Origin of the sequence: Streptomyces sp. NPDC005878 (assembly GCF_040629815.1) — a bacterium.
Lineage (GTDB): Bacteria > Actinomycetota > Actinomycetes > Streptomycetales > Streptomycetaceae > Streptomyces.
The window spans coordinates 1-22,773 of the sequence record NZ_JBEXWK010000001.1 but is presented as its reverse complement, the minus strand read 5'-3'; the positions used below and the strand labels follow the sequence as shown (position 1 = coordinate 22,773).

General features: G+C 73.2%; 23 protein-coding genes and 2 pseudogenes. 13 read left to right on the top strand and 12 right to left on the bottom strand.

Features of this window, described 5'->3' with window-relative positions; all coding sequences use genetic code 11:
• Window positions 1-443 precede the first annotated feature (443 nt).
• Genes ABZ404_RS00125 through ABZ404_RS00115 form a run of 3 tightly spaced genes read left to right on the top strand, consistent with a single transcriptional unit; the run spans window position 444 to window position 1,991 of the window.
• Window positions 444-599, top strand: coding sequence for a hypothetical protein (locus ABZ404_RS00125; protein WP_358837159.1), 156 nt, complete (start codon window positions 444-446; stop codon window positions 597-599).
• On the top strand, window positions 596-1,186 hold the full coding sequence (locus tag ABZ404_RS00120; RefSeq protein WP_358837160.1) for a sigma-70 family RNA polymerase sigma factor: 591 nt from the start codon (window positions 596-598) through the stop codon (window positions 1,184-1,186). The genes ABZ404_RS00125 and ABZ404_RS00120 overlap by 4 nt, the downstream gene beginning before the upstream one ends.
• Window positions 1,170-1,991 carry a hypothetical protein gene (locus tag ABZ404_RS00115; RefSeq protein WP_358989891.1) on the top strand — a complete coding sequence of 274 codons (822 nt, stop codon included), beginning with the start codon at window positions 1,170-1,172 and terminating at the stop codon, window positions 1,989-1,991. The genes ABZ404_RS00120 and ABZ404_RS00115 overlap by 17 nt, the downstream gene beginning before the upstream one ends.
• Window positions 1,992-2,000: 9 nt before the next feature.
• Here the strand turns inward: ABZ404_RS00115 and ABZ404_RS00110 are convergent, their stop codons facing one another.
• The 3 genes from ABZ404_RS00110 to ABZ404_RS00100 all read right to left on the bottom strand — a co-directional run bounded on the left by ABZ404_RS00110 (window position 2,001) and on the right by ABZ404_RS00100 (window position 4,821).
• The gene (locus ABZ404_RS00110) at window positions 2,001-2,576 is read right to left on the bottom strand and encodes a dienelactone hydrolase family protein (RefSeq protein ID WP_358989888.1); all 576 of its coding nucleotides are present in this window, start codon (window positions 2,574-2,576) and stop codon (window positions 2,001-2,003) included.
• Between the two features lie 130 nt (window positions 2,577-2,706).
• Window positions 2,707-3,561, bottom strand: a complete 855-nt coding sequence (locus ABZ404_RS00105) for an ATP nucleotide 3'-pyrophosphokinase (RefSeq protein ID WP_358989885.1) — start codon at window positions 3,559-3,561, stop codon at window positions 2,707-2,709.
• Between the two features lie 273 nt (window positions 3,562-3,834).
• A complete protein-coding gene (locus ABZ404_RS00100) occupies window positions 3,835-4,821 on the bottom strand; it encodes a GDSL-type esterase/lipase family protein (RefSeq protein ID WP_358837432.1) in 987 nt (328 codons plus the stop codon).
• A 161-nt stretch (window positions 4,822-4,982) separates the two neighbouring features.
• Between ABZ404_RS00100 and ABZ404_RS00095 the strand changes: the two genes are divergently transcribed.
• Window positions 4,983-5,885 carry an aminoglycoside phosphotransferase family protein gene (locus ABZ404_RS00095; RefSeq protein ID WP_358837431.1) on the top strand — a complete coding sequence of 301 codons (903 nt, stop codon included), beginning with the start codon at window positions 4,983-4,985 and terminating at the stop codon, window positions 5,883-5,885.
• Between the two features lie 44 nt (window positions 5,886-5,929).
• Here ABZ404_RS00095 and ABZ404_RS00090 read toward each other — a convergent pair.
• A pseudogene (locus ABZ404_RS00090) lies at window positions 5,930-6,118 on the bottom strand (DUF4188 domain-containing protein); the annotation flags it as partial.
• Here ABZ404_RS00090 and ABZ404_RS00085 point away from each other — a divergent pair.
• Window positions 6,113-6,280, top strand: a pseudogene (locus ABZ404_RS00085) (transcriptional regulator); the annotation flags it as partial. The pseudogenes ABZ404_RS00090 and ABZ404_RS00085 sit on opposite strands and share 6 nt — an antisense overlap.
• Before the next feature lie 43 nt (window positions 6,281-6,323).
• Here the strand turns inward: ABZ404_RS00085 and ABZ404_RS00080 are convergent.
• The 4 genes from ABZ404_RS00080 to ABZ404_RS00065 form a co-directional block, all read right to left on the bottom strand.
• A complete protein-coding gene (locus ABZ404_RS00080; RefSeq protein ID WP_358837430.1) occupies window positions 6,324-6,788 on the bottom strand; it encodes a hypothetical protein in 465 nt (154 codons plus the stop codon).
• 59 nt (window positions 6,789-6,847) lie between these two features.
• Window positions 6,848-8,098 carry a hypothetical protein gene (locus ABZ404_RS00075; RefSeq protein WP_358837429.1) on the bottom strand — a complete coding sequence of 417 codons (1,251 nt, stop codon included), beginning with the start codon at window positions 8,096-8,098 and terminating at the stop codon, window positions 6,848-6,850.
• Window positions 8,099-8,274: 176 nt separating this feature from the next.
• Window positions 8,275-10,107, bottom strand: coding sequence for a choice-of-anchor A family protein (locus ABZ404_RS00070; protein ID WP_358837476.1), 1,833 nt, complete (start codon window positions 10,105-10,107; stop codon window positions 8,275-8,277).
• Window positions 10,108-10,252: 145 nt separating this feature from the next.
• The gene (locus tag ABZ404_RS00065) at window positions 10,253-10,681 is read right to left on the bottom strand and encodes a DUF4440 domain-containing protein (protein ID WP_358837477.1); all 429 of its coding nucleotides are present in this window, start codon (window positions 10,679-10,681) and stop codon (window positions 10,253-10,255) included.
• Window positions 10,682-10,917: 236 nt separating this feature from the next.
• Between ABZ404_RS00065 and ABZ404_RS00060 the strand changes: the two genes are divergently transcribed.
• Window positions 10,918-12,201, top strand: a complete 1,284-nt coding sequence (locus tag ABZ404_RS00060; protein WP_358837478.1) for a serine hydrolase domain-containing protein — start codon at window positions 10,918-10,920, stop codon at window positions 12,199-12,201.
• Between the two features lie 173 nt (window positions 12,202-12,374).
• Here ABZ404_RS00060 and ABZ404_RS00055 read toward each other — a convergent pair whose 3' ends face one another.
• Entirely contained in the window at window positions 12,375-12,944 is a 570-nt protein-coding gene (locus ABZ404_RS00055) for a WHG domain-containing protein (RefSeq protein WP_358989882.1), read from the bottom strand.
• A gap of 82 nt (window positions 12,945-13,026) precedes the next feature.
• Here ABZ404_RS00055 and ABZ404_RS00050 point away from each other — a divergent pair, with 82 nt between their 5' ends.
• From ABZ404_RS00050 to ABZ404_RS00020, 7 genes are all read left to right on the top strand, one after another.
• Window positions 13,027-13,521: an FBP domain-containing protein gene (locus ABZ404_RS00050; RefSeq protein WP_358837447.1), complete on the top strand. Its 495-nt coding sequence runs from the start codon at window positions 13,027-13,029 to the stop codon at window positions 13,519-13,521.
• Between the two features lie 478 nt (window positions 13,522-13,999).
• A complete protein-coding gene (locus tag ABZ404_RS00045) occupies window positions 14,000-14,581 on the top strand; it encodes a bacilysin biosynthesis protein BacA (RefSeq protein WP_358837448.1) in 582 nt (193 codons plus the stop codon).
• Window positions 14,578-15,846: a DUF6421 family protein gene (locus tag ABZ404_RS00040; protein ID WP_358837449.1), complete on the top strand. Its 1,269-nt coding sequence runs from the start codon at window positions 14,578-14,580 to the stop codon at window positions 15,844-15,846. The genes ABZ404_RS00045 and ABZ404_RS00040 overlap by 4 nt, the downstream gene beginning before the upstream one ends.
• Before the next feature lie 48 nt (window positions 15,847-15,894).
• A complete protein-coding gene (locus ABZ404_RS00035) occupies window positions 15,895-16,365 on the top strand; it encodes a nuclear transport factor 2 family protein (protein WP_358837450.1) in 471 nt (156 codons plus the stop codon).
• Window positions 16,362-17,324 carry a branched-chain amino acid transaminase gene (locus tag ABZ404_RS00030; protein WP_358989879.1) on the top strand — a complete coding sequence of 321 codons (963 nt, stop codon included), beginning with the start codon at window positions 16,362-16,364 and terminating at the stop codon, window positions 17,322-17,324. Before ABZ404_RS00035 ends, ABZ404_RS00030 begins: the two co-directional genes overlap by 4 nt.
• Window positions 17,321-18,049, top strand: coding sequence for an AzlC family ABC transporter permease (locus ABZ404_RS00025; protein WP_358989876.1), 729 nt, complete (start codon window positions 17,321-17,323; stop codon window positions 18,047-18,049). The genes ABZ404_RS00030 and ABZ404_RS00025 overlap by 4 nt, the downstream gene beginning before the upstream one ends.
• Entirely contained in the window at window positions 18,046-18,363 is a 318-nt protein-coding gene (locus tag ABZ404_RS00020; protein ID WP_358837934.1) for an AzlD domain-containing protein, read from the top strand. Before ABZ404_RS00025 ends, ABZ404_RS00020 begins: the two co-directional genes overlap by 4 nt.
• On the opposite strand, the gene ABZ404_RS00015 is transcribed toward ABZ404_RS00020, so the two are convergent.
• From ABZ404_RS00015 to ABZ404_RS00005, 3 genes are all read right to left on the bottom strand, one after another.
• On the bottom strand, window positions 18,356-21,625 hold the full coding sequence (locus ABZ404_RS00015) for a BTAD domain-containing putative transcriptional regulator (RefSeq protein ID WP_358989873.1): 3,270 nt from the start codon (window positions 21,623-21,625) through the stop codon (window positions 18,356-18,358). The two genes, ABZ404_RS00020 and ABZ404_RS00015, sit on opposite strands and share 8 nt — an antisense overlap.
• Window positions 21,626-21,707: 82 nt before the next feature.
• Entirely contained in the window at window positions 21,708-22,028 is a 321-nt protein-coding gene (locus ABZ404_RS00010) for a nuclear transport factor 2 family protein (RefSeq protein ID WP_358837789.1), read from the bottom strand.
• A 42-nt stretch (window positions 22,029-22,070) separates the two neighbouring features.
• Window positions 22,071-22,496 (bottom strand): nuclear transport factor 2 family protein, encoded by a 426-nt coding sequence (locus ABZ404_RS00005; protein WP_358837788.1) that lies wholly within the window; start codon window positions 22,494-22,496, stop codon window positions 22,071-22,073.
• Window positions 22,497-22,773: the final 277 nt, after the last annotated feature.

Sequence of the window (22,773 nt, the reverse complement as noted above, 5' to 3'; positions counted from 1 at the left end):
AAAAGGGCTTCGGTAGAGATCGTTCCTGCTGTGAGCAGGTGCACGATAGCCCGCCGCCCGCCACGCTCCGACGGCGCCGGGTGAAATCGGTTGCCTCGCACGACGTGTGTCTTGCGTCACACGGGCCCCGTCCGTTGCGTTGCTGCCGCTTTGCGCAACTTCGCGCCGGCCCCCGGTGCCGGTCGATCCCACGGCAGGTCAGGCCCCGGCTACCGAGGGTAACGAACCGGCTCCATCAGGGGAGTTGAGGCGGACGCACGGCACTGCAAACGCATGTTCGCACCGGGAACGCAAGTGCCCGGCGACCTTTCCGGGATCCGCGGTTGCACATTCGGGCGCCGCCGGGCGTCATCTGTTCGAAGGCCCGCACCGGCGCCTTCCGGGGCCGTCGGGGGGCGGGACGGACGGGCCCCGTCGTGCACCAGGAAGGAGCCGAAGGTCTCGTGACGATCGATCGGGTAGGCGATGTGGTCCTGGCAGTTCTCGCGATGCGGGTGTTCGGCCGCGACGCGGCCCTGTTACTGCGGCGAGCGGCCGCCGCCGGCGTCCGCACCGGCGTGAGCGAGTTGCTGCGCGCGGACGGAGAGGGAGACCGGTGAGCCAGGACCTCCCGTACCGCGCGCCGGGCAGACCCGCGATGACGAACCAGCAACTGCCGGTGGACTTCAGTGCCTTCCACCAGATGCACCGTCCCGTCTATCTGCGCTGGGCGCAGACCGTCCTCAACCACCGCGCCGACGCCGAGGAAGCCGTCGACGCCGCCTTCGAACAGCTCCTGATGATCTGGACGGTCGTCCTGTCCAAGGAGAACCCCGCCGCGTACGCCTGGAGTGTGCTGCGCAGCCGCACCCTCGACCTGGCCCGCGCCCGCAGCCGGCGTCCCGCGCTGCTGGAGGAGGCCGCCTTCGAGACGGTGGCCCTGGCCCGCGCCGCCGACCCGATCGGCCAGCTGGAGGAGAGCCTCGCCCTCTTCCACGCCGTACGCCAGCTCCCGCCGCGCCAGATGGACGTCATGCTCCTGCTCCATCTGCACGGTCTGAGCCCCGCCCAGGTCGGCGACCACCTCGGCATCACCGCCGCCGCCGTACGCTCCACCGCCCGCCACGCCAAACGCCGCCTGCGCCACACCCTCGGCCTCGCGGACCGCTCCACCGAGGAGGGACACGCTGATGACATCGCCCATTGACCAGGTGCTCGCCCGTGCCCGCCTGTCCCACCGGCCCTGCACCCGGGCCGATGTCGAGGCCGCCGAGCAGCGCCTCGCCGCCCGCGTCGGCGCCCCGCAGCCCGCCCTCGCCTCCCGGCCGGGGCACCCCCTGCCGGCCGCCTGGCGGGCGCTGCTGTCCGAGCCGGGGCCGCCGCTGGACGAGGTGAGCGCGGCCCAGGACCTCACCGTCGTCTGCGAGACGTTCGTCATCCACCCCGACGCGCTCGACGACCTCAAGCTCTTCTTCGCCCGCGCCCTGCCCGAACCGGCCGGCGCCCGCGTCCTGGGCTGCATGCTCCATCTGGCCGGCCGCCCCGAGTCCGCCCGGTTCTGGTGGCAGTACGCCGCCGGCGCGGGGGACGCGGCCGCCACGTTCTGCCTGGGGCTGCACCACCGCGCCCTCGGCGAGCACCCCGAGGCCGACTGGTGGCACATCCAGACCGACACCCTCAGCGCCCACCGCGCGAGCGCCGGGGACGTCGACCTCACCACCACCCTGCGCATCCTGCGCGCCCTGCGCACCGGCCCCCTGCCGGTGCCCGACCCGGTCCACGCCGTCCTCGACTACATACCCGCCGCCCTCAGCTACGTCGACGACGACCTGGACCTGCCCCTGCCCGACCCCGACTTCGCCGACCACATCACCGCCCTGACCAGGCACGCGGCCACCGCCCGCGCCCCCCGCACCTCGCTCCGCCGCCGGCCGGCGCCCCTGCCGGAACGCCCCCTACGGGCGCGCCCGACGTCCTTCACGACGGGGCGGCGCGTCGGGGGCGAGCCGTGACCGTGCCTCCTACGGGCGCGCGAGGAAGGCGAGCGCGCGCCGGGTGAGCAGCTCCGCGGCCTCCTCCTCGTACGAGGGCAGACCGCTGTCGGCGAAGAGGTGCTGCTTACCGGGGTAGAGGAACAGCTCGGCGTCCGGGACCGACCCCACCAGGTCCCGCGCCGCGTCCACGTCCCCCTCCTCCATGAAGAACTCGTCCCCGTCCATCCCGTGGACCTGGACCGGAACCCCTTGCGGCCACGCGTCGCCGAACTCCGTGACGGGGACACAGGAGTGGAACAGCAGCGCGCCCCGCGCCCCCGGACGGGTCTGGGCGAGGGCCTGCGCGGGCAGCACGCCGAGGGAGAAGCCCGCGTAGACCAGCTCGGCGGGCAGGTCCTCGGCGACCGCCCGCCCCCGCTCGACGAACGAGCCGAAGCCCTTCTCCTGCGCGTACGCCGCCCCGTCCGCCAGGTCGTCGAAGACCCGGCCCTCGTACAGATCCGGGACGTGGACGGTGTGCCCCGCCGCCCTGAGCGACTCGGCGAACGCGAGAACGCCGGAGGTCAGGCCCTGGGCGTGGTGGAACAGCAACACCTCGGCCATGTGTGTCCTTTCGGTACGGCACGCGGGCGACTCCCGCGGCACCGAGTATGGACGCGGGCACTGACAATCCGTCCTCGCTCCCGAAACCGCCGCCCGCCGCCGCCCATCAGCGCCGCCCGTCAGCCTGCCGTCACGGGGCCACGGGCTGAGGACGCAGGGAAGGCCGGGGCGCCCCGGACCGCGCCGGAGCGGTCAGGGAGTCGGCGCCCGGCGGGACGGGAACCGCCGCGAAGATCGCGTCCTGCCGGGCCTGGAGCTCCCTCGCCCGCTCGGTACTCGTCGTGGGAAGGCGCTGCTCCTCGTACAGCGTGTGGGTGACCTCCTGGGCGTGCTTGCTCGCCGGGGTGTGGAACTGCACCTCGAAGAGGTGCTCCGAACGAGGAGCGCGCCATCCGGAGTTGATGGCCTTGTAGCCCTTGGCACGGGCCCAGGTGTTGGACCACTTGGTGGAGTCGTTGCCCCACGCGGACAGCACCGAGGCGGCGCGCGCGACACCCTCCGTGTAACGGCTGTCGGGCCACTGCAGGGTGTAGCGGACCGAGTCGCTGATTCCGGCCAGCGCGTCGTTCACCGGCTGCCCCGGGTGGTCGAGCAGCGAGGTGGCGACCTTGCGCTTGAGGGAGTCGGGGGACTTGAGGCGGTGGTCGAACCCGATCAGCTCGGCGCCGCTGAGCAGCGCGGCCGTCCTCACCTGCGGGCTGATGGAACGCTCGGCGTTCCTGGCCCGCTCGATGAAGGCGTCGACCCGGGCGTTGTCGGCGGCGTTGAGCGCGAGCCCGTCACCCGTCCAGCCACCGTCCTCCTTGTACGCGGGGAGCGCGGGAGATACGGCGGAGACAGGGGACAGGGAGGCGTGGACCGTGCGGCCCGTCGCCGCGCGCTCGGCCGGGGAAGCTGCGGCCGCGCCCTGGACCGCGCCCATGCCGAGCGCCGCGGCCAGCGCGGCGGCGGTCGTGGCCCGGGAAACGGTACGACTGATGTTCATCGGTAGCTGGTGTTCCTCTCTCGACTGCGGCCGTCCGCCGCCCGGGGGGAGATCCCCGGGCGGCGGACGGCCTCCGACGAGAGGCCCAACAGGAGGAAGGCGCGGCGAGTTGTCGCCTGGGCCCCGGCTGGGCGAATGCTGTCCTGATCACACCGCGGGACGGCTTGATCGCGATCTGACGAGCGGTCCCGGTCCGGTCCGGGGCGGTCGGTCCGGGGCGGGGCGGTCCGCGGCGGCGGCAGACGGCGCGGAGCGACGGTGGGGAGCGAGGGTTCAGCGGCAGACAGTGCTGAGGTGCTGGTAGAGCGCCTCGTGCCCCTCGCCCGCCGGGTGCAGACCGTCGACGAGCAGATCGCTCTTCCCGTACAGCGGCTCCCACATGTCGACGTAGTCGACGTGGTTCCGCAGGCACCACGTCCGTACCGACTCGCGCAGCTCCAGTGCCCGGGCCTCGGTGAAGCACAGGCCCGCGTAGTCGCCGGTGCGCTCCTCGTCGAGCCACACCGGCCCCATGACGACGAGCCGGGCGTTGTGCGCGAGGGCGGTGGCGGCCAGGGAGTCGAGGCTGTCGGCGACGCGCGCCAGGCCGTCGTGCGCGGGCTGGGCGGACGGCGCCGGAGAGAGGGGCACGGCTGAGTCGTTGACACCGGCGGCGACCAGCAGGGTGTCCGGCAGCCGGGGCCCCAGCAGCGCCGGTGTCTGCTCACCGACCTCCGCCAGGGTGCTGCCCGGGATGGCCAGGTTGAAGACCCGGTGGTCGGCCTCGTTCGCGGCGATGTGGCTCGCGGCCAGCCGCGCCGCCCACCCGCCCCGCGGATCGCAGCGCCCGTACGCGATGCTGTCGCCCACGATCACGATGCGCGCCGCCGGGCGCAGCGGCTTCGCGTCCAGGTAGGCCCAGGCGCTCTCCCCGGAGGAGAGGAGGACGCGGCGGCGGGTGTAGTCGTCGACCTCGTAGGCGTCGGCGGCGGCCAGGTCCTGGTCGGTGAGGCGCAGGACGGCCCCCTCGACCACGGCGCCGTACGCGCGCTCCAGGGTGAGGTGCACGTCCAGGCCGCTGGTGGCGATCACGGACGGGTCGGTGATCGGTAGCGGCCGGGTGGTGTAGCCGCGGAGCGACGCGGCGGAGGTGGGAACGGGCCGGCCGTAGAGAGCGGTCTGCACCCGCTCGTCCCTCAGCGTGCCGAAGGAGAAGAGGGCGTGGGGGCGCGAGGCGGTCACGGTGAGGTGCGGGGCCTTTCTTGACGGGTTGATCAACATCACCCTAATGGTTCTCCGGGACCGCGAGATGGGCCGCGATACGGGCGATCGCGCGGGCACCGTTGACGGTGAGGCGCGGGGCCGGCAACAGTCCTGTCGACGTGCCGCGGCCGGGAAAACTGGTTGACGCCGCACTCCGCGCGGCGGTCGGATGGTGGACCATGAGTTCAGCGCAGACGCACCCCCGCCCGCACCCCGGCGACGACGAGGCGCTCGTGCGGCGGTTGGTCGCCGGGCGGTTCCCGCGGTGGGCGCGGCTTCCGGTGGCGCGGTTCGCCTCCGGTGGGACGGTCAACGCCGTGTACCGGCTGGGTGAGGACATGGTCGTACGGCTGCCGCTGGAGCAGGGCGGGGCCGAGGACGTGGTGAGGGAGCGGACGTGGTTGCCCCGGCTCGCGCCGCTGCTGCCCACCGCCGTTCCCCAGGTACTCGGGGCCGGGGAGCCGAGCGGGGAGTTCGCCCGGGAGTGGTCGGTGTACCGGTGGCTGGAGGGGGAGCACCCCGAGGCGGGCGCGCTGAAGGAACCCGTCGCGCTGGCCGAGGACTTGGCCGGGTTCGTGGAGGCGATGTGGAGCGTCACCCTGCCGGGCGCGCCGGCGGCGTACCGCGGCGGGCCCGTCGCCTCGCTCGACAGGCCGACCCGGGCGGCGATCGAGGAGCTGCGCGGCATCCCGGAGGAGGGTGTCGACTGCGACGCCGTGCTCGCCGTGTGGGAGGACGCGCTGCGGGCCCCCGGCTGGGACGGTCCGCCGGTGTGGCTCCACGCCGACCTGATGCCCGGCAATCTGCTCGTGCGGGACGGCCGGCTCACCGCGGTGATCGACTTCGGGTGCCTGGGGGTGGGCGATCCGGCCTGCGACCTCTTCCCCGCCTGGAACCTGCTGCCCGCCGACGCCCGGGAGGTCTTCCGCGACGCGCTCGGCGTGGACGACGCGACCTGGAGGCGCGGCCGGGGGCGCACCCTGTCCCAGGCACTGATCGCGCTGCCCTACCACCGCACGGCCAACCCGGCGATGGCGGCCAACGCCCGGCACGTCATCCGGGCGGTGCTGGACGAGGGCTGAGAGCACCCCCCGCCGGTGCTCCCGTGACGTGACAGTCAACTCGCCTACGCCGAGGAGGTGTTGGCGTTCGCCCCGCTCCGGTGGGCCAGCCGGTCGGCCGCGCGACGGACCCGGCTCTCCAGCGGCAGCACCCCGGTCGCCGCGGCCAGACCGAAGGGCGGCATGTCCGCGTGGATCGACTCGAACGCCCCCTTGGCCACGATGTACGCCTCGTGCCGCAGCCCCCCGTGCTGTACCAAGTGGCCGTCCGCTACCTGGACTTCATGGAGGCCCAGACCTCCGACGCGGAGCGGGCCGAGACCGCGGTGGCCGCCACGATCCTCTTCGAACCGGTACCGCGGGCGCTCCCGCGCCTCGCGCAGGAGGAGGAATCGGCCCGGCGGTACGGGCTGTAGCGCACCCGTGGGGCGGGGCGGCCGGCGCCGCCCCACCCGTACGTCAGCGCTGCACCGAGGAGAAGCTGTCGAGCTGGATCCAGGTGACCGGGTCCGAGGTCTGCGGGCCGTAGACCATGACGCGGCCCGCCGTGTCGGCCTCGACGCGGGTGGCGTTGACGCCGAGGTGGTTGTTGCGCGGGCAGACACCGCGGGTCGTCTTCGGCGGACGGATGGTCGCCGGGAGGGTGCCGAGCTGCGCGTCACCGGAGAAGGCGCAGGTGACTATGCCGCGCAGCTGAAGGAACTCGGTGCCCGCGATGCTCACCACCCGGGCCTGCGCGGGCGTGCCCGCGCTCGCGGAGACGCCCGCGGCGAGCGCGATGTCCGTCCAGTCCACGATCGTCACCACGCCGGTGGCCGCCGCGGCGGCGGGCGATGCGGTGAGCAGCGGCACACCGGCGGCCGCGGTCGGGACCGCGAGGGCCGTGGCGAGCAGGGAGCGGCGGCTGGTGGTGCGCGAGGGCATGGTCGATCCTCCGGATCGCGGGAGCGGAAGTGGGTGCGGGCGGGAGCGGTTCGGCGCGGTCATCGCCAGGCGGCCGAGAAACAGTCGAGGTCGATCCAGGAGATCGCGTTGTCGGCGGTGGCGCCGAAGGCCCACAGCTCACCGAGCTTGTTCGCCTCGACCCGGCACACACCCACCCCGTAGTACATGTTGCGCGGAGTGTTCTGCCGTACGGGCCGCGTGGGGAAGAGCCGCTGCGGCAGCGTCGCGACCAGGGTGTCGGCGGTGAAGCTGCCCGAGAGCGTGCCGCGCAGCTGGAGGTAGGTGGTGTCGGCGAGGGCGACCAGCCGGCCGCGCGGTGCCTCCGCGCCCGCCTTGACTCCCGCGGCGAGGGTGAGGTTCTCCCAGTCGGTCAGCACCTTCACCCCGTCGACCGCCGGCCGCGTCGGGTACCAGCCGATGGTGACGTTGCGCCGCCCAGTGGTCCCGGGGACGGTGTCGCTGAAGCCGAACAGCAGCCGCGTCTCACCGGACGCGGGATCCACCTCGACGGCCAGTCCCTCCGGCTCGCGCCGCTCCAGACCGTCGGCTCCGGTGACCACCTGCGAGTCGATCCTCGTCCGGGTGTCCAGGGAGTACGAGGTGATGTACGCGGTTCCCGGGTAGGTCGTGACCGGGTCCTTCTTCCACTGGTACAGGTACAGGACGCTCCCCAGGGTGGTGTACCCCTGGAAGGTGAGGCCCGTCTCCGCGCCCGCGGGCAGCTCGAAGGTGCTGCCCACCTCCACCCACTCGCCCTGCGCCGCCTTCGCCAGGTCGTAGCGGGTGAAGCAGCGCACGCTGCCCTTGAAGTAGACGATGGTCAGGATGTTGTTGGCCAGGTCCACCGAGGGACCGGTGTTGCGTCCGCCCGGCGGGCAGAACTTCTGCGCGGCGGGCACGGCCGCCTGGTCGAGGGTGGCCCCGTCGACGAAGCGGAACCGGGTGACGGCCTGACCGAACGCGTTGCTGACGCCGTCGTTGGGGGAGACCGGACCGACCTCGGTCCACAGATAGGTGTCCGTCCCGACCGGCTCGGCCCCCATGGAGATCCCGTGCCCGAAGCCCGTGAGGTACATGCTGCCCGTCAGCCGGCCCGTGGCCCGGTCGATGCGGTTGAGGTACATGTTCCCGAGCGGCGTCTTGGCGGCGCTCTCCATCTGGAGCACGAAGACGTGTCCGTTGGCGGCGTCGGTGGCGATCGCCTGCGGAGCGGGATTCTTCGTCAGGGCGACGGTCTGGATGAGCTTGCCCGTCACTCCGGACAGATTGACGCCGTTGCTGTCGGTCATGGCCATGGATTCCCCTTCTGTGGAGCGCGATCCCGCCCCACCGACCGAGATCGTACGCATGTGCCACACCCGGAAACGCACCGGAGCGGCCGCGCTGCCGTGGGTCACACGGCGGCGCGGCCGCTCCGCGGGGCCGGACCGTTCCGGCAGGTCACGCCCTCATCGGGGCGAAGGCGTCAGGGGCGTCCGCCTTTGCCTCCCTTGCCGCCCTTTCCTCCCTTGTCGGGCTCCCCGCGCTGGTTGGTGAGCCTGACGGTGACACCCTGGGCGGCGTTGGCCGCGGTCACCTGGTGGGGGCCGCTGACCGGGTTGCGGGGCAGCACATACCCTTCGGGCACGGCCGTCTCCTGGACGTAGTAGGTGCCGAGGGCCAGATCCGTGAAGCGGCACCGGCCCGAACCCGGGGTCGCGCAGCCGGGGCCGACCGGGGTGTCGGGGTGCGCGCCCGACGTCTGGAGCCCGGTGACCCCGTTGGTCTCGTGCCACAGCCGGAACACCGCCCCCGCCAGCGGCCGGCCGGTCTCGGCGTCGCTCTTCTCCACGGTGAGGGAGCCCTTCGGCTCGACGTGCCGATGGTTGGCGGCGGTCACCGACACACCCCGCGAGGCGTTCTCACCGGTGAGGACCAGGGGCCCGAAGTGGGCGGGGGAGGGCAGGTCGTAGCCCTGCGGGGCGCTGGTCTCCAGCCAGTAGTACGTGCCCGGGGACACCCTGCGCTCGCACGACCCGGAGCCACCGGTCGTGCACGCGTCGCCCCGGCGGGTGTCGGGGCGGGTGCCCGACGTCTGGAGCCCGGTGGTGCCGTTGGTCTCCTCCCACAGCTCGAACACCGCCCCGGCCAGCGGCCGGCCCGTGGCGTGGTCCGTCTTGTGGATCCGCACCTCGCCCTCGACGGGCGCGGTGCCGCAGTCGGGCAGGTTCCCGTCAAAGGGGTAGTTGTGGAACTCCTGGCCACCGCCGCCCGAGGGCGCGCTGGTGTGGGTGAGAGAACCGGTCGTGAAGAAACGCCCGTTGACACCGGGCAGACTCACCGTCGCCAGCGACGCCTGGTTGCCGATGAGCACACTGCCCTGGAACTGGCCGGTCCCCTTGAAGGCGACGGAGGTCGCGTCGGGGACGTTCCACAGCAGCCGGGTGCGCAGATGGTTGAACGGGCTGGAGTCGTCGATGGTGCCGCTGTAGGTGTTGATGGTCCGGTGGGTCCCCACCACGTTGACCAGGACCGTCGCCCCGGCCGGGATACGGGCGAAGCGGATGCCCTCCTGGCCGCCGCTCGCGCTCTGCATGTCGAAGTCCACGGTGAACACCTGGAGCATGGAGGTGCCGTCACCGGTGAACAGGGTCTCGCCGCCCGCGTGGACGGCCGTCCCCGTGGGCGTCCGGGTGGCTCCGCCGGGGTGGGCGTAGCACTGGCTGGCGTCGGCGAGCTGACCGCGCAGCGCGGTGTACGGCCGGGCCGCGTCCGTGTCGTGGACGGTGCGCCGGGCCAGGACGGTCCCGGAGAGGGCGCCCGCGTGCCGTACGACACCCTGCTCGGCGAGCAGCCGCTGCCCGGCCGCGACGGTGACGTCTTTGCCCGTGGTCAGCCAGTCCGCGCCGACCGGCGGGGCGACCCGTGAGCCGACCCCGGCCTCGCCCACGTTGTAGACACCGCTGACACCCGCCGCCTTGTGCTGGTCGAAGGAGCCGAGCACCACGACGCGGCCCTCGGCCTCGGCGGCCTTCTCCCGTACGTGGAAGTCGCCGCCGACGTAGACGTTGACGCCGTTGTCGCGCCACCGGACGGGGCCGTTGTGGACGGGCGGGTAGCCGTCCGGCGGGCACAGGCCCGGCACACAGGGGCCGAGCCCGCCGGGCAGCGGCTGGGCGGCCAGGGCGGAATCGGGGACGGTATGCCCGCCGGGCAGCGCCGCGGCCGTCACGGGCAGGGCGGTGACGCAGAGCGCCGCGGCGGTCAGCAGGGGCCAGAGGGATCTCGCGCCGGGACGGGCCAGTGGGAGACGGAACACCGGAACAACCAGCTCCTCGGAAGTGGGACGGCCCCCCTCGGCGGCCAGGCTCACACACCCCCGTCGTGGTGCGCGCGATCCGGTGGGTGTCGCGGAGGAAGACCACCGCAAAGGACCATCGCCACCCCCGGCCACCGCCCTGGCCCTACTCGTCGTCCCAGGCCATCGAGCTCATCCGCCACCCCTCGGGTGTGCGGACGAACTGCGTGCTCTTGCGGCCGGAGCCCTCGAACCACTCGCCGTCGAGGAAGCCGGACTTGCGGTACTCGCTGAAGCGGTGCGCGATCGAACCGAAGACCTCGGTCCGCTCCGCCACCTCCCATTCGGAGAACTCCGTCAGCGTCCCGTCCGTGAGGATCTTCTCGCGCGGCTCGATGAACGTGTCGAGGCCGTAGACCACGAGCCTGCCCCCGACATTGCTGATGATCATCGCCTGTGGGATGAACACCTCACGGATCACCTCGACGCGCGGGCGCGTACCGCCGGTGTTGGTGAACGCCCCGAGGAAGGTGCGCATCAACTGGTCGAGTTCGGCTTTGACATCGGACACGGACTCGGACACGGACTCGGGCACGGCGGTTCCTTCCACGGGGTCCTTCCACAGGCGGCGGGTGGCCGGTCCCCGATCGTCGCCGACCGCCCGTGGGCGGGCAAGGGCCGCGGGGGAGCGGCTGGCGTTCGCCCACCGGCCGCGGCGAATTCGTCCATGCGTCAACCGGATGCCCACCCGACATATACGATCTTGGGCGTACGAGTGTTACGAAGGCCGGGGCACTGACCAAGTCACCGGGGAACAGGGGTACTTCTCATATGGCTGGAATCACGATCAGGCGCTCGGTGACCACGCTCGCGGCGTCCGTCGCGCTCATGGCCGGCAGCGCGGTGGGCGCCTCCGCCGCGCAGGGCCCGGCCGATCCGGACGTGGCGGCGGTGCGCGCCGCGCTCCAGCGCGTGGTGGACGCGGGGGCGCCGGGCGCGTTCGCGGTGATCCGCGACCACGGCAGGCCCGAGCGCAGCAGGACGGTGACGCTGGGCAAGGCGAACCTCGACGGCACGGCGATGAACGCGGGCTGGCGCTTCCGGGTCGGCAGCAACTCCAAGATGTTCACCTCGGTCCTGGTGATGCGCCTCGCCGAGCAGGGCCGCATCGACCTCGACAAGCCGCTGCGCGACTACCTGCCCGCCGGGACGCTCCCCGAGAGCTGGTCCATCACCGGCCGTCAGGTCATGGAGCACCGCGCCGGGGTGTACGACCACACCAACGACCTCCTCGAACAGAGCGGGGAGGAGACCACGGCTGCCTTCGAGAAGCGCATCCGCAACAACGTCTACGAGCCCAGGGACCTCGTGGCGATGTCGGTGAAGCACGGCCTCCAGTACACCCCGGGGACGGCGTACTCGTACTCGAACACCGACTTCGTGCTGATGGGGCTTGCCGCCGAGCACCTCACCGGGCGGCCCTACGCCGAGCTGCTGCGCGAGCAGATCTTCGAGCCGCTGAAGCTGCGTCAGACGACGTTCAGCGTCCCGCAGAAGACCATCGCGGGCCCGCACGTCACCGGCTACCTGACCAACGACGACCGCACCAAGCCGCTGCTGGACTCCACCGAGCAGACCGCTTCCTGGGTGTGGAGCGCGGGAGGTGTGGTCTCCTCCGCCCGTGACCTGGACCGCTTCATGACCGCGCTGCTCGCCGGGGACTCCGGCGGACTGGTCTCCGACGAGTCGCTGCGGCAGATGACGAGCGTGCTCCCCACCCCCACCGCGAAGATCAGCTACGGCCTGGGAATCCGGGAGATCGCGCTCTCCTGCGGCAAGGTGCTCGGCCACGGCGGAATCGTCCAGGGCTACCAGACGCAGACGTTCTCCACCCGGGACGGCAAGCGCACGGTCGTGCTCTTCGCCAACGCCTCCAACAACGGCACGGTCACCAGCGGGCTGACGAACACGCTGGAGCCCGCGTTCTGCGGCAAGGCCCCGGCCAAGGCGCCGGCCAAGGTCACCCCCGCGCCGCGCAGCTCCCTCACGGGCGACGGCAACGCGGACCGGGACGCGGACCGCTGGATCCCCACCGTGGAGGACACCCGCATCTGAGGTGACCCGTATCTGAGGTGACCCGTAGGTGAAAAGCCCGCACGCGAGGTGACCCGCGTGTGCGGTGACCCGCGCGAGGCGCCCGCCACCGCTGACGGTGGCGGGCGCTTGACGGTGGCGGGCGCCTCGCGCGTCCGCCCGGGCGGGGCCGGCGTCCCGGGTGGGCGGCGGGGTCAGGCCGCGGGCCAGTTCCGCAACAGCGCGTCCAGCGCGTCCAGGACCCGCGTCCAGGTCTCCTGGGTGTCGGGGGCGCTGTGGCTGAAGCCGCCGCCGAGCTCCAGGGTGATGTAGCCGTGGAAGACGCTGCCGAGCAGCCGGACCGCGTGCGTCTGGTCCGGTTCGCTCAGGTCGTACCCGCGCAGGACGGCCCGGGTCATCTGCGCGTGCCGGCCGCCGGCGCTGGCGGCCGCCGCCTCGGGGGTGAGCCGGAGCTGGGCCGCGGCGTAGCGGCCGGGGTGCTCGCGCGCGTAGTCGCGGTAGACGTTCGCCAGCGCGGACAGCGCGTCCTTGCCCGCCCGCCCGGCCAGTGCGGCGGCGCCCCGGTCGGCGAGCTCCTCCAGGGCCAGCAGCGCGATCCGGGTCCTGAGGTCCTGGGAGTTCCTGACGTGCGAGTACAGGCTCGCGACCTTGACGTCGAACTGCCGGGCCAGCGCCGAGACGGTCACCTGGTCGAAGCCGACCTCGTCGGCCAGCTCCGCCCCGGCCCGGGTCAGACGTTCCGTACTGAGCCCCACACGCCCCATGCTCTTCCTCTCGTCGGCCGATCTCCCGGCTGAACCGATTATGCGTTTGCCTAACACCTTTAGGCAAACTAGCCTCACCTTTATGAAGCAGCTGACCGAACGAGAGATCCGTGCCGCCTTCGTGAACTGCACCAAGGGCGAGGCCAAGCGCCTGTCCGTGCCCCGCGACCTCGGCGACCACCCCTGGGACGACCTGGACTACCTCGGCTGGCGAGATCCCCAGGCCCCGGGCCGGGCCTACCTCGTCACCGAGCTGGCGGGCGCCGCCCGGGCGCTGGTCCTGCGCACCCCCGCCCACACCTCCGGGCAGGGGCGGCGCAGCATGTGCTCCATCTGCCTGACGACCCACGACGGCAACGTCTCCCTGATGGTCGCCCCGAAGGCGGGCAGGGCCGGGCAGCAGGGCAACTCGGTGGGCGTCTACCTCTGCGACGACCTCGCCTGCTCGCTGTACGTACGCGGCAGGAAGGACGCGGGTGTCGGCGCGCGGCTGCACGAGACCATCCCGCTGGAGGAGAAGATCGAGCGGGTCGTGGTGAACCTCGCCGCCTTCCTCGCGAAGGTGACGGACAGCTGACGGCCCCTCGGACGGAGGGCCGGCGGCAGGGCGGACGGAAGGCTGACGGCCGCTCCGGGCGCCCCTCCTTCGGGCGATCCCCACAGCCGCGCGGAAACGGTGAGGGCGAACCGGAGCGGCTCCGTCGGCTTCCGGCCGCCCCGGGAGGGGGTGAAGGTGGCCGGGACGCGCGTGTTGCGCCGGTGTGTGCCCCCGGGCGCCCCCCGGAATGACGCGATGCGTACGCCGCCCGACCGGTTCGGTGGAGGAACAGGGCGCGAACGGCACCCGCCCCGACGGCATTTGTCGCCGGATTTCCGGAACGTTGAACGGGCGGAAGTGGCCACAGTGTGGGAAATCGATCGGTGCGCTCCGGGCGCGGTGGCCGCTGCGGGGCGGCCCCGCCTAGGATCACCGACGCGGCCGTGCACCGACGCACAGCCCGCGTGTCGCCCGAGGGCGACAGAGGAACCGCGGGGGAAGACGTGGGGGAGTGGACATGGTGACGCGGGAACGCGTGGGCGCCGGTTCTTTATCGCCTTCGCCCATCGGCGAGATTCGGCATCTGCACACCCTGGGCCCGACCGGCACCAATCTCGAAGCCGCGGCGCACGAGTGGTTCCGGCGCCAAGGACGTGAGGGCGCGGGGCGGGTGACCCTGCACGCGACCCTCGAATACGCGTTGGAGACCGTGCCCAGGAACGGCGAGCACGCCCTCGTCGCCTGCGCCGTCTACCCCGAGCTGCACACCCTCGTCTTCGGCAACCTCCAGGTTTGCCGCATGGTGGACTCCTTCGTGTGGCCCACCCACGAGATGGTGCTCGCCGTCGCCCCCGGCGCACGCGCCGAGCCGCGCACCGTGGCCACCCACCCCGCCCCGGCGGGCCTCATCTCGCCCGCCAGCAGGCGGCAGTTGGTGACCAGCAACGCCCAGGCGGCCATCGACTGCGCCGACGGCAGGACCGAGGGCTGCGTCACCACCGTCGTGGCCGCGCGGGCCCACGGCCTGCGCGTGCTGCGCAGCTTCGGCGAGGTGCCGATGGTCTACACCGTGCACCACCTGCGGGAGGCCGCTTCGTGACCGGAACCCTCGGCATCCACCGCCTCCAGGACGAACTGCTGGGCGAGGCGGAACGGCTCGGCCAGGGGCTCCTGCCGCGCGTCGACGCCTTCCGCACCCGCCAGCGCGACGACGGCACGATAGCGGAGCCGGGCGAGGAGGACCGGGCGAGCCTCAGGGCCATCAGGGACGAGGCCGTGCGCTGGTTCGCCGGGCACGGCAGGACCGGCCAGGCGGACGCCCTGGCCGCCGACATCGACGGCTGGCTGGCCGCCGGGCTCGACACCCCGCCGCACTTCGCCCGCTCCCGCGACGCCCTGACCGCCCCGGCCGACGGCGACTGGGCGGCCTTCCTCGCCCCCGTCCAGACCACCAACAGCGTTCCGCCCGTCGGCAGGCGGCTGGAGTTCTTCCTCGTCCGCCGCAAGGAGCCGGACGCGCTGCCCGAACTGGCCGTGCGCTATCCGCACCCCAAGAACAACTGCCAGGCCACCGTGCTCCTCGCCGGTAGCGAAGGGCTGACCCGGGGCAACTGCATCGTCTTCTTCCCGGAGAACGTCGCCGCCCACGACAAGGTGGCCGAACAGGCCTACGCGATCTTCTTCTTCAGTAAGTTCCGCGGGATCCACGAAACCTACGCGGTGCCGTCCGCGCGGGCCGTCCTCACCCCCGAATCCGTGCCCCGCGCCTCGATCGGCATGCGCCCCGAGGTGTGCTACCAGGCCCGCTCCCTGTGGGGATATCTGCACGACTACTTTCACCACCAGGGGCAATGGCCGCTGGATCAGCACATCAAGCTCAAGATGAACTGGTTCATCGGTGTGCTGGAAGAACTGAAGGTCGATGCCAGGACCGTGCTCGCCTGCCACGACGAGACCGTCCCGTACGCCCAGGAACAGATCGCCATGATCCTGCTGGAGCGGATGTTCCGCTACCCGCTCGACGCCCGCGCGGTCCGCAACTTCGACGCGGGCACCGGCGTCTTCCTCTACTCGTGGCTGCGCGAACGCCGGGCCCTCGCCGACCACGGCAGCCGCCTGTCGCTCTCGTACGACGGCGTGATCGACGGACTGCGTGAACTGGTCGAGACGATAGAGGCCATGGAAGCCGCGGTCACCACGCCCGAGGCGTACCGCGCGGCGGCGAGGGAGCTGGTGCGCAGGCACCTGCGCGAGGGCGCCGAGGGCGACCGGTACGCCTTCACGGCCGACCAGTCGCGGCTGGTGCGCGCCCAGGGCCGCCTGGCCTCCCTGCCGCCCCTGCGCTTCGCCCCGGCGGAGCTGTGAACACGGCCGTGCGAGCGAGCCGGAACGACGAGCGAGGAGACGAACGACATGGACAGCGACGCCACGGGTGAGGGCCGCACGGCCGGACGGACGCTGGACCGCTCCGCCATGGAGGCCGCGGTACGGCTGTACTTCGAAGCCTGCAACAAGGTCGACCGCGACCTGTTCGCGCGGTGCCTCGCCGAGAACGTCGTGCACTACCTGGCCGTCGGGATGGCAGGCCCCATCGAGGGCATCGACCCGGTCGTGGAGCGCTGGGGCGCCGACGTACGCGCCAACGACTCCCACTGGGCGGTGGACGCCGTCTACGCCGATCCGCAGAGCCGCACCGCGACCTGCGAGTGGACCGCCTTCAAACCGCGCCTGGGCAAGGTGCTGCGCGGAGCGGAGGTCTACCGCTTCGACGACGCGGGCCTGATCGACGAGGTCCGCATCTACTACGCGTCCCGGCGGGACGAGACCGTCCCCGTCAACGAACTGGAGGGCTACCCGTACGCGGACCGGGGGTTCGCCACATGAGCGGCCCCCCGAGCGGGACGAGCGGCGCCCGGCCGCCCGCCGCGCCGCCGCTCGACGACCGGGACGGCGTCATCTGGCTCGACGGCCGGCTCGTGCCCTGGCGCGAGGCCCGGCTGCACGTCCTCAGCCACGGCCTGCACTACGGCGGCAGCGTCTTCGAGGGCGAACGCGTCTACGCGGGCCAGGTGTTCAAGCTCCACGAGCACAGCCTCCGCCTTGTCGCCTCGGCCCGCGAGATGGGCTTCGCGCTGCCCTGGGACGCGGACGAACTGGACGCGGCCACCCGGCAGGTCGTGGCCCACGCGGGCCTGACCGAGGGCTATGTCCGCCCGGTCGCCTGGCGCGGCAGCGAGACCCTGCGCCTGGTCGCCCCCGGCACCGCGGTCCATGTGGCGATCGCGGCCTGGCCCTGGCCGCGGGTCTTCACCGCCGGCCCGGGCGGAATCCGGCTGGCCACCTCACGCTGGCGCCGCCCCGCGCCCGACACGGCCCCGGTCCGCGCCAAGACGGCCGCCCTGTACGCCCTCGGCTCCCTCGCCGGACAGGAGGCGGAGGCGGCGGGCCGCGACGACGCGCTGCTCCTGGACCACCGGGGCCGGCTGGCCGAGGCCACCGGCGCCAATCTGTTCCTGGTGATCGACGGCGCCCTGCACACCCCGCCGCCCGAGTGCGTCCTGGACGGCATCACCCGGCGCAAAGTCCTCGCGCTCGCCCGCGGACTCGGCCTGGAGACCGTCGAGCGGCACATGGAACCGGCCGAACTCGCCCGTGCCCAGGAGGTGTTCCTGACCGGCACGGCGTACGAGGTCCAGCCGGTCACCGCCGTCGACGCGCTGGAGTACCCGGTCGGCGCCGTCACGACCGCGCTGGTGCGGGCGTACGCGCGGGCCGTACGGGAGGGCACGGGCCCGGCCCCGGTGGGCGGGGCCGCCCCGGCGGCGGCGGGCGGGAGCGGATGACCGGCACCGAATCCGAACCCGCGCGCCCGGCGCCGCCCGCCGGACGCCGCCGGGCCTGGGCGGCGGGCGCCAGGGCCGCCGTGCCGTTCACCGTGGCGATATTCGCGTTCGGGATCTCCTTCGGCGTCCTCGCCAAGGGCGCGGGTTTCGGCGCGCTCGGCGCGACCTCCATGTCCGGGCTCGTCTTCGTCGGCTCCTCGCAGTTCGCCGCGGTCTCGGTGATCGCCAACGGGGGCGGCTGGGCGGCCGCGGCCGTGGCGGGCACCCTGCTGAACCTGCGCTACCTCGTGATGGGCTTCGCCATCCTGCCCGCGCTGCGCGGCGGCCGGGCCCGCCGGGCGGTCGAGTCCCAGCTGGTCATCGAGGAGTCCTGGGCCATCGCCAGCGACGCGGACGGCCGCTTCGACCGGACCCGGCTGCTCTCCTCGGGCGTGGTGCTCTGGCTCGGCTGGGTCCTGGGCACGCTGCTGGGGGCGATCGGCCCGTTCAAGGCCGTGGACATCCTCACCTACGGCCTGGACGCCGTCTCGCCCGTCCTGTTCTTCCTGCTGCTCGCGCCGCACCTGGGCACCCCCCGCAAACGGACGGCCGCCGCCACCGCGGCCGTGTGCGCGGCGGCCCTCACCGCGGCCGGGTTCCCGGACGCGGCCATCGCCGTGGCCTGTGTGATCGCCGTGGTGTGGACGGCGATGGCGACGAGCCGCCCGGAGAAGGAGGCCCGGTGAGCAACGACCCGTGGATCGTCGTCGGCGCCCTGGTGGTGACCACGTTCCTCATCAAGGGCGCCGGTTCGCTGGTGATGGGCGACCGCGAACTGCCCGCCTGGTTCCCCCGGTTCGTGGAGTACCTGACGCCCGCGCTGCTCGCCGTGCTCGTCGTCACCCAGCTGGTGGGATCGGCGGGCGCGCACGGCATGACCTTCGACGCCCGGCTCGCCGGGTTCGCCGGAGCCCTGGTGGCCTGGCGGCTCAAGGCGCCCGTGCCGCTCGTCGTGCTGGTGGCCGCCGTCGTCACCGCGCTGGTACGTGCCGTCAGCTGAGGTCGCCGCCGGTGCCCCGCACGGCGGCGGCGGCCTCCAGGGCGCGGGCGAGGCCGGGCCCGTGTCCGGCGGCCCGGTGCATCCGCACGGCCCGCTCGACGGCCTGCGCGGCCTTGGTGCGGTGGCCGAGCGCCAGGTGCACCCGGGCGAGTTCGGTGCGCGCCTCGCCCTCGACGAGTCTGAGCCCGGCCTGCGCGGCGGTGCTCAGGGCCCGCCGGGTGTACGCCAGCGCCTCGCGGTTCTCGCCCAGGTGCCGGTGGGCCGCCGCCAGCCCGATACAGGCCGCCGCGTCCGCCCGCAGGCATCCCGTCGCCCGGGCCGCGTCCAGCGCGCGGCGGTGGTGGTCCAGGGCGCCGGGCGCGTCGTCCAGGTGCAGCAGGACCGTACCGATGGTGTTGAGGGCGTCCGGCTCGACCAGCCGGCGGTGGGTGCGGTGGGTGACGCTGAGCGCGTCCATCGCGTACTTGAGGGCGAGCCGCGGATCACCGTTGTCGCGGCACACCGCCGCCAGCGTGGTGAGCGCGCCCTCCGCCGCGTACGTCGAAAGGAGTCTGCCGTGCGCGGCGAGCGCCCGGCTGAGCAGACGCTGGGCCTCCTCCAGGTCGCCCCGCGCGTGGTGGAGGGCGCCGAGCCCCCACAGCGACAGCATCACCGTGTGCTCGTCCCCCGACGCCTCGGCCCGCTCCAGGGCCTCGGTGAAGTACGGCTGAGCGGCCTCCAGTTGGCCGCGGTCCAGGCGGACGGAGCCGAGCAGGAACAGGGCCCACGCCTCCCCGGCCGGTTCTCCGCCGTCGCGGTAGAGGGCAAGGGTGTGCTCGGCGTGGCGCTGGGCCTGGTCGAGGTTGCCCAGTTCACGGTGGGAGGCGGCGAGCCCCAGGACGGCGCCGGCCCGCTCCACGGGCAGTCCGGCCCGCGCGAACAGGGCGTCGGCGCGGGCGCTGTGCCGCAGCGCCTCGTCGTGGCGGGCCAGCTCCCACAGCACGTAGCACAGGCTCCAGTGCATCACCGCGCGCGCGCGGTCGTCGTGCTCGGCGTCGGCGGCGCGCAGTCCCGTCTCCGCGGCGCGCAGCCAGGCGGTGCGCTGGCCGTGCTCCATGAGGTGGCCGTGCGTGGCCAGGGCCGACTTCCAGGCGAAGGCACGCGGACCGTGCCCCAGGGCGTACTGGGCGCAGGCCAGCAGGGCGGCCCGCTCGTCCTCCAGCCAGGACAGCGCGGCGGGCGGGCCGGTAAAGGTCAGCGGCGCGGTGGGTGAGCCGTCCGGTTCGGGCGGTGGCGCCGCGTACCAGGAGTAGAAGGTGCCGTAGAGCAGGTGCCCGGCCTGCTCGGCGGTCGCCAGGTACCAGGTGAGCAGCCGGTCGACGGCCTCCTCCCGTACCTCGGCGGGGTCCTCGGCACGGGCTCGCTCACGGGCGAACAGGCGTACCAGGGCGTGCAGATGGAAGCGGCCGGGCCGGTGCGTCTGGAGCAGGCTGCGGGAGACCAGCTGGTCAAGGAGCCGGGCCGTCGCGGCCGGCGGTGCCCCGGCCAGCGCGGCGACGGCCGGGGCCGAGACCTCCGCGCCGGGGGTGAGGGAGAGCAGCCGCAGGAGCTGCCGCTCGGGCGCGGGCAGCGAGCGGTAGGACAGGGCGAGGGCGCTGCGGACGCCGGTGTGCTGCTCCTGGTCGAGGGCCAGGTCGTCCAGCCGGTCCTCGCCGCGCAGCGCGCGGACCACCTCCGCCAGCGGCAGGTGCTGGTCGCCGATGAGGTGCGCGGCGACGATCCGGACGGCGAGCGGCAGGCCGCCGCAGAGCCGGACGGCCTCGGCGGCGGCCTCGGGTTCGCCGCGTACCCGGTCCGCGCCGATGACGCGGGCGAGCAGCGCGAGAGCCTCCTCGTCGTTGAAGGCAGCCACGCTCACCCGGTGGGCGTCGTGGAACGCGGTCAGGCCCCGCAGGTCGTTGCGACTGGTGACGACGACGAAGCAGCTCGGAGAGCCGGGCAGCAGCGGGCGCACCTGTTCGAGCCCGGCCGCGTCGTCGAGGAGGATCAGCATCCGCTTGCCCGCGAGGAGCGAGCGGTACAGGGCGGCCTTCTCGTCGGTGTTCTCCGGCAGGTGCCCGGCGCCGACCCCCAGGGCCCGCAGCAGTTGGCCGAGGGCGTCGTCGGCCGTGGCCGGGGGCTCGTCGGCGTGGCCGCGCAGGTTCGCGTACAGCTGTCCGTCGGGGAAGCGGTCGGCGGCCCGGTGCATCCAGTGCACGGCGAGGGCGGTCTTGCCCACGCCCGCCATCCCGGACAGCGAGGAGATCACCAGGGTCTGTCCGGGGCCGGTGGCGTACTGCGAGAGCAGGGCGTCCAGCTCGCGCAGATACCCGGCGCGGCCGGTGAAGCTGCCGACGTCCGGCGGGAGCTGGCGCGGGACGGGGAGCGCGGCGGGCGGGGGCGCGGCCGGGGGCGAGGGCTGGGCGGCGAGCCCGGGGTCGCCCACCAGGACGCGCTGGTGGAGCTCCTTGAGCGGGCGGCCCGGCTCGATGCCCAGCTCGTCGTCGAGGAGCTGGTAGTAGTCGCGGTACGAGGCGAGCGCGTCGGCCTGACGCCCCGAGCGGTACAGCGCCAGCATCAGCTGGCAGCGCAGCCGCTCGCGGAGCGGGAACTGCGCCACCAATGTGCTCAGTTCCGGCACCGACTCCTCGTAGCGGCCCAGCTCGACGAGCGCGTCCAGCCGGTCCTCGCGGGCGACCAGGCGCAGCTCCTCCAGGCGGTCCGCCTCGGCCAGCGCGAAGCTGCGGTCGCTCACGCCTTCGAGCGCGGGTCCGGTCCACAGGGCGAGCGCCTCGTCGAGGAGGGCGACGGCGGCCTCGGCGTCGTCGTCTGCCGCCGCCTTGCGGGCCTGGTCGGTCAGGTGCACGAAGTGCAGGGCGTCGACCTGCTCGTCGGCGACCTGGAGCGTGTAGCTGGTGTTGCTGCGGGCGCCCGCGCTGAGCAGGAGCTCGAAGCCGGAGGTGGCGCGCCGGCCCGGCTCCAGGATGCGCCGCAGATGCATGACGTGGGTGCGCAGGGCGCTGACCGCGCCGTCCGGCGCGTCCCCCTCCCACAGAAGTTCGGAGAGCCGGGACGTGCTGACCGGGCGGCCCCGCGCGAGGGCGAGGACCGCGAGGAGCGCGCGCTGCTGCGGCCCGAGGCCGATGTGCCGGCCCTGGACCTCCACACTCACCGGGCCCAGCAGGCGGATCCGGACCGACTCCTTCGGTGCCGGCTGAGCCCTGGGCCCCGAGGTGCGGCTCACACCATTGCCTCTGCTTCCCTGTTCCCGCTGCCGTTCCGCGTACCTCTTCCGCGTGTGCGCGGTTCCGTCCGGCGGGGGATGCTCAGCCGGGGCCGGTGACGAACCCCCGGATGACCGGGCCGGAGACGGTGAACTCCCACGCGGTGTCGATGTCCCCCCAGATGTCGTTGTGGAAACGCGCCGTCACCGACAGACCGTCGGGCGACTCCCGTACCACCTCCATCCGGGCGTGCGAGGAGAACAGCTCCCGTTCCACCCACGCCTGGGGATCGCGTTCGGTTCCGACGTCGATCACTGTGGCGTCCTTGGCAAGGACGGCCCACAGGGCCTGCGGGTCCTGGGCGTTGACCGCGTCGACGAACGCGCGGACGACCGGGTGGGAGGGCATGCCGGGCGGAGTCATCTGGTGCCTCTCTGGAGCGGTGGGTGGCGGTCCGGCGCCGGCTCAGTCCTCGGTCACGGCCCGGTGCAGGGCGTGGGTGTCCTCGAAGAGGTGGTAGCGGGCGATCTTGCCGTCCACGACCGTGACATGCGCGGCGAAGGGGGTCAAGAGCGGTTTTCCGGTGGCTTTGACGGTGTCCCGGAGATGGCCGATGATCACCCCCTGTTCACCCTCGACCACGATGTGCGTCACCGTGAACTCCTCGGGCTTCAGGTACTCGTGGAGGGTGGTGAAGAACGTCATGACCCCCTCCCGCCCGGTGCGGGGCCCCGACCACGGCACGGCCGGTGAGCCCGGAGCGTTGAACTCCACCGACTCGGCGAAGACCTGCACGGCGGCGTCCAGATCCCGGTCGGAGAGCCGGGCCAGATAGGCGTCGATCGCGGCTCGGGTGGCCTGCGCGGCGCCCTCGGCGGCCTGCGTGGACATCTCACCAACTCCTCGTCCGTACTGTTCCCTGGGCGTGAGGCTCCAGTGTGGTGCGCGGAAAGCGGCGAGCGTAAGTCGCTCGCCGCTTTCCGGCCAAGTGCCGCCGTGCTCCGCACGCGGGAGCCGAGGCACGGCCCCCCACGGCCCGGCGGGGCCGGAGCGGATGCCGGGCAGGTCCGGCGGGCGGGCGTTGGCCTTCCTGCTCGTCGATTGGCAAGAGCTGTCCGAGGCGAAGGGATCAGTGTTGTCACCGATGGCAACCTACGGATGCCACTCG

Excerpts from the sequence above, each read along its gene's own strand:
- ABZ404_RS00030 (WP_358989879.1), top strand. The coding sequence starts at position 16,362 with ATGAGCGGCCCCCCGAGCGGGACGAGCGGCGCCCGGCCGCCCGCCGCG.
- ABZ404_RS00080 (WP_358837430.1), bottom strand. The coding sequence starts at position 6,788 with ATGCCCTCGCGCACCACCAGCCGCCGCTCCCTGCTCGCCACGGCCCTC.
- ABZ404_RS00095 (WP_358837431.1), top strand. The coding sequence starts at position 4,983 with ATGAGTTCAGCGCAGACGCACCCCCGCCCGCACCCCGGCGACGACGAG.
- ABZ404_RS00005 (WP_358837788.1), bottom strand. The coding sequence starts at position 22,496 with ATGTCCACGCAGGCCGCCGAGGGCGCCGCGCAGGCCACCCGAGCCGCG.
- ABZ404_RS00050 (WP_358837447.1), top strand. The coding sequence starts at position 13,027 with ATGAAGCAGCTGACCGAACGAGAGATCCGTGCCGCCTTCGTGAACTGC.
- ABZ404_RS00115 (WP_358989891.1), top strand. The coding sequence starts at position 1,170 with ATGACATCGCCCATTGACCAGGTGCTCGCCCGTGCCCGCCTGTCCCAC.
- ABZ404_RS00105 (WP_358989885.1), bottom strand. The coding sequence starts at position 3,561 with ATGAACATCAGTCGTACCGTTTCCCGGGCCACGACCGCCGCCGCGCTG.
- ABZ404_RS00100 (WP_358837432.1), bottom strand. The coding sequence starts at position 4,821 with ATGTTGATCAACCCGTCAAGAAAGGCCCCGCACCTCACCGTGACCGCC.
- ABZ404_RS00110 (WP_358989888.1), bottom strand. The coding sequence starts at position 2,576 with ATGGCCGAGGTGTTGCTGTTCCACCACGCCCAGGGCCTGACCTCCGGC.
- ABZ404_RS00045 (WP_358837448.1), top strand. The coding sequence starts at position 14,000 with ATGGTGACGCGGGAACGCGTGGGCGCCGGTTCTTTATCGCCTTCGCCC.
- ABZ404_RS00060 (WP_358837478.1), top strand. The coding sequence starts at position 10,918 with ATGGCTGGAATCACGATCAGGCGCTCGGTGACCACGCTCGCGGCGTCC.
- ABZ404_RS00010 (WP_358837789.1), bottom strand. The coding sequence starts at position 22,028 with ATGACTCCGCCCGGCATGCCCTCCCACCCGGTCGTCCGCGCGTTCGTC.
- ABZ404_RS00075 (WP_358837429.1), bottom strand. The coding sequence starts at position 8,098 with ATGACCGACAGCAACGGCGTCAATCTGTCCGGAGTGACGGGCAAGCTC.
- ABZ404_RS00035 (WP_358837450.1), top strand. The coding sequence starts at position 15,895 with ATGGACAGCGACGCCACGGGTGAGGGCCGCACGGCCGGACGGACGCTG.
- ABZ404_RS00055 (WP_358989882.1), bottom strand. The coding sequence starts at position 12,944 with ATGGGGCGTGTGGGGCTCAGTACGGAACGTCTGACCCGGGCCGGGGCG.
- ABZ404_RS00025 (WP_358989876.1), top strand. The coding sequence starts at position 17,321 with ATGACCGGCACCGAATCCGAACCCGCGCGCCCGGCGCCGCCCGCCGGA.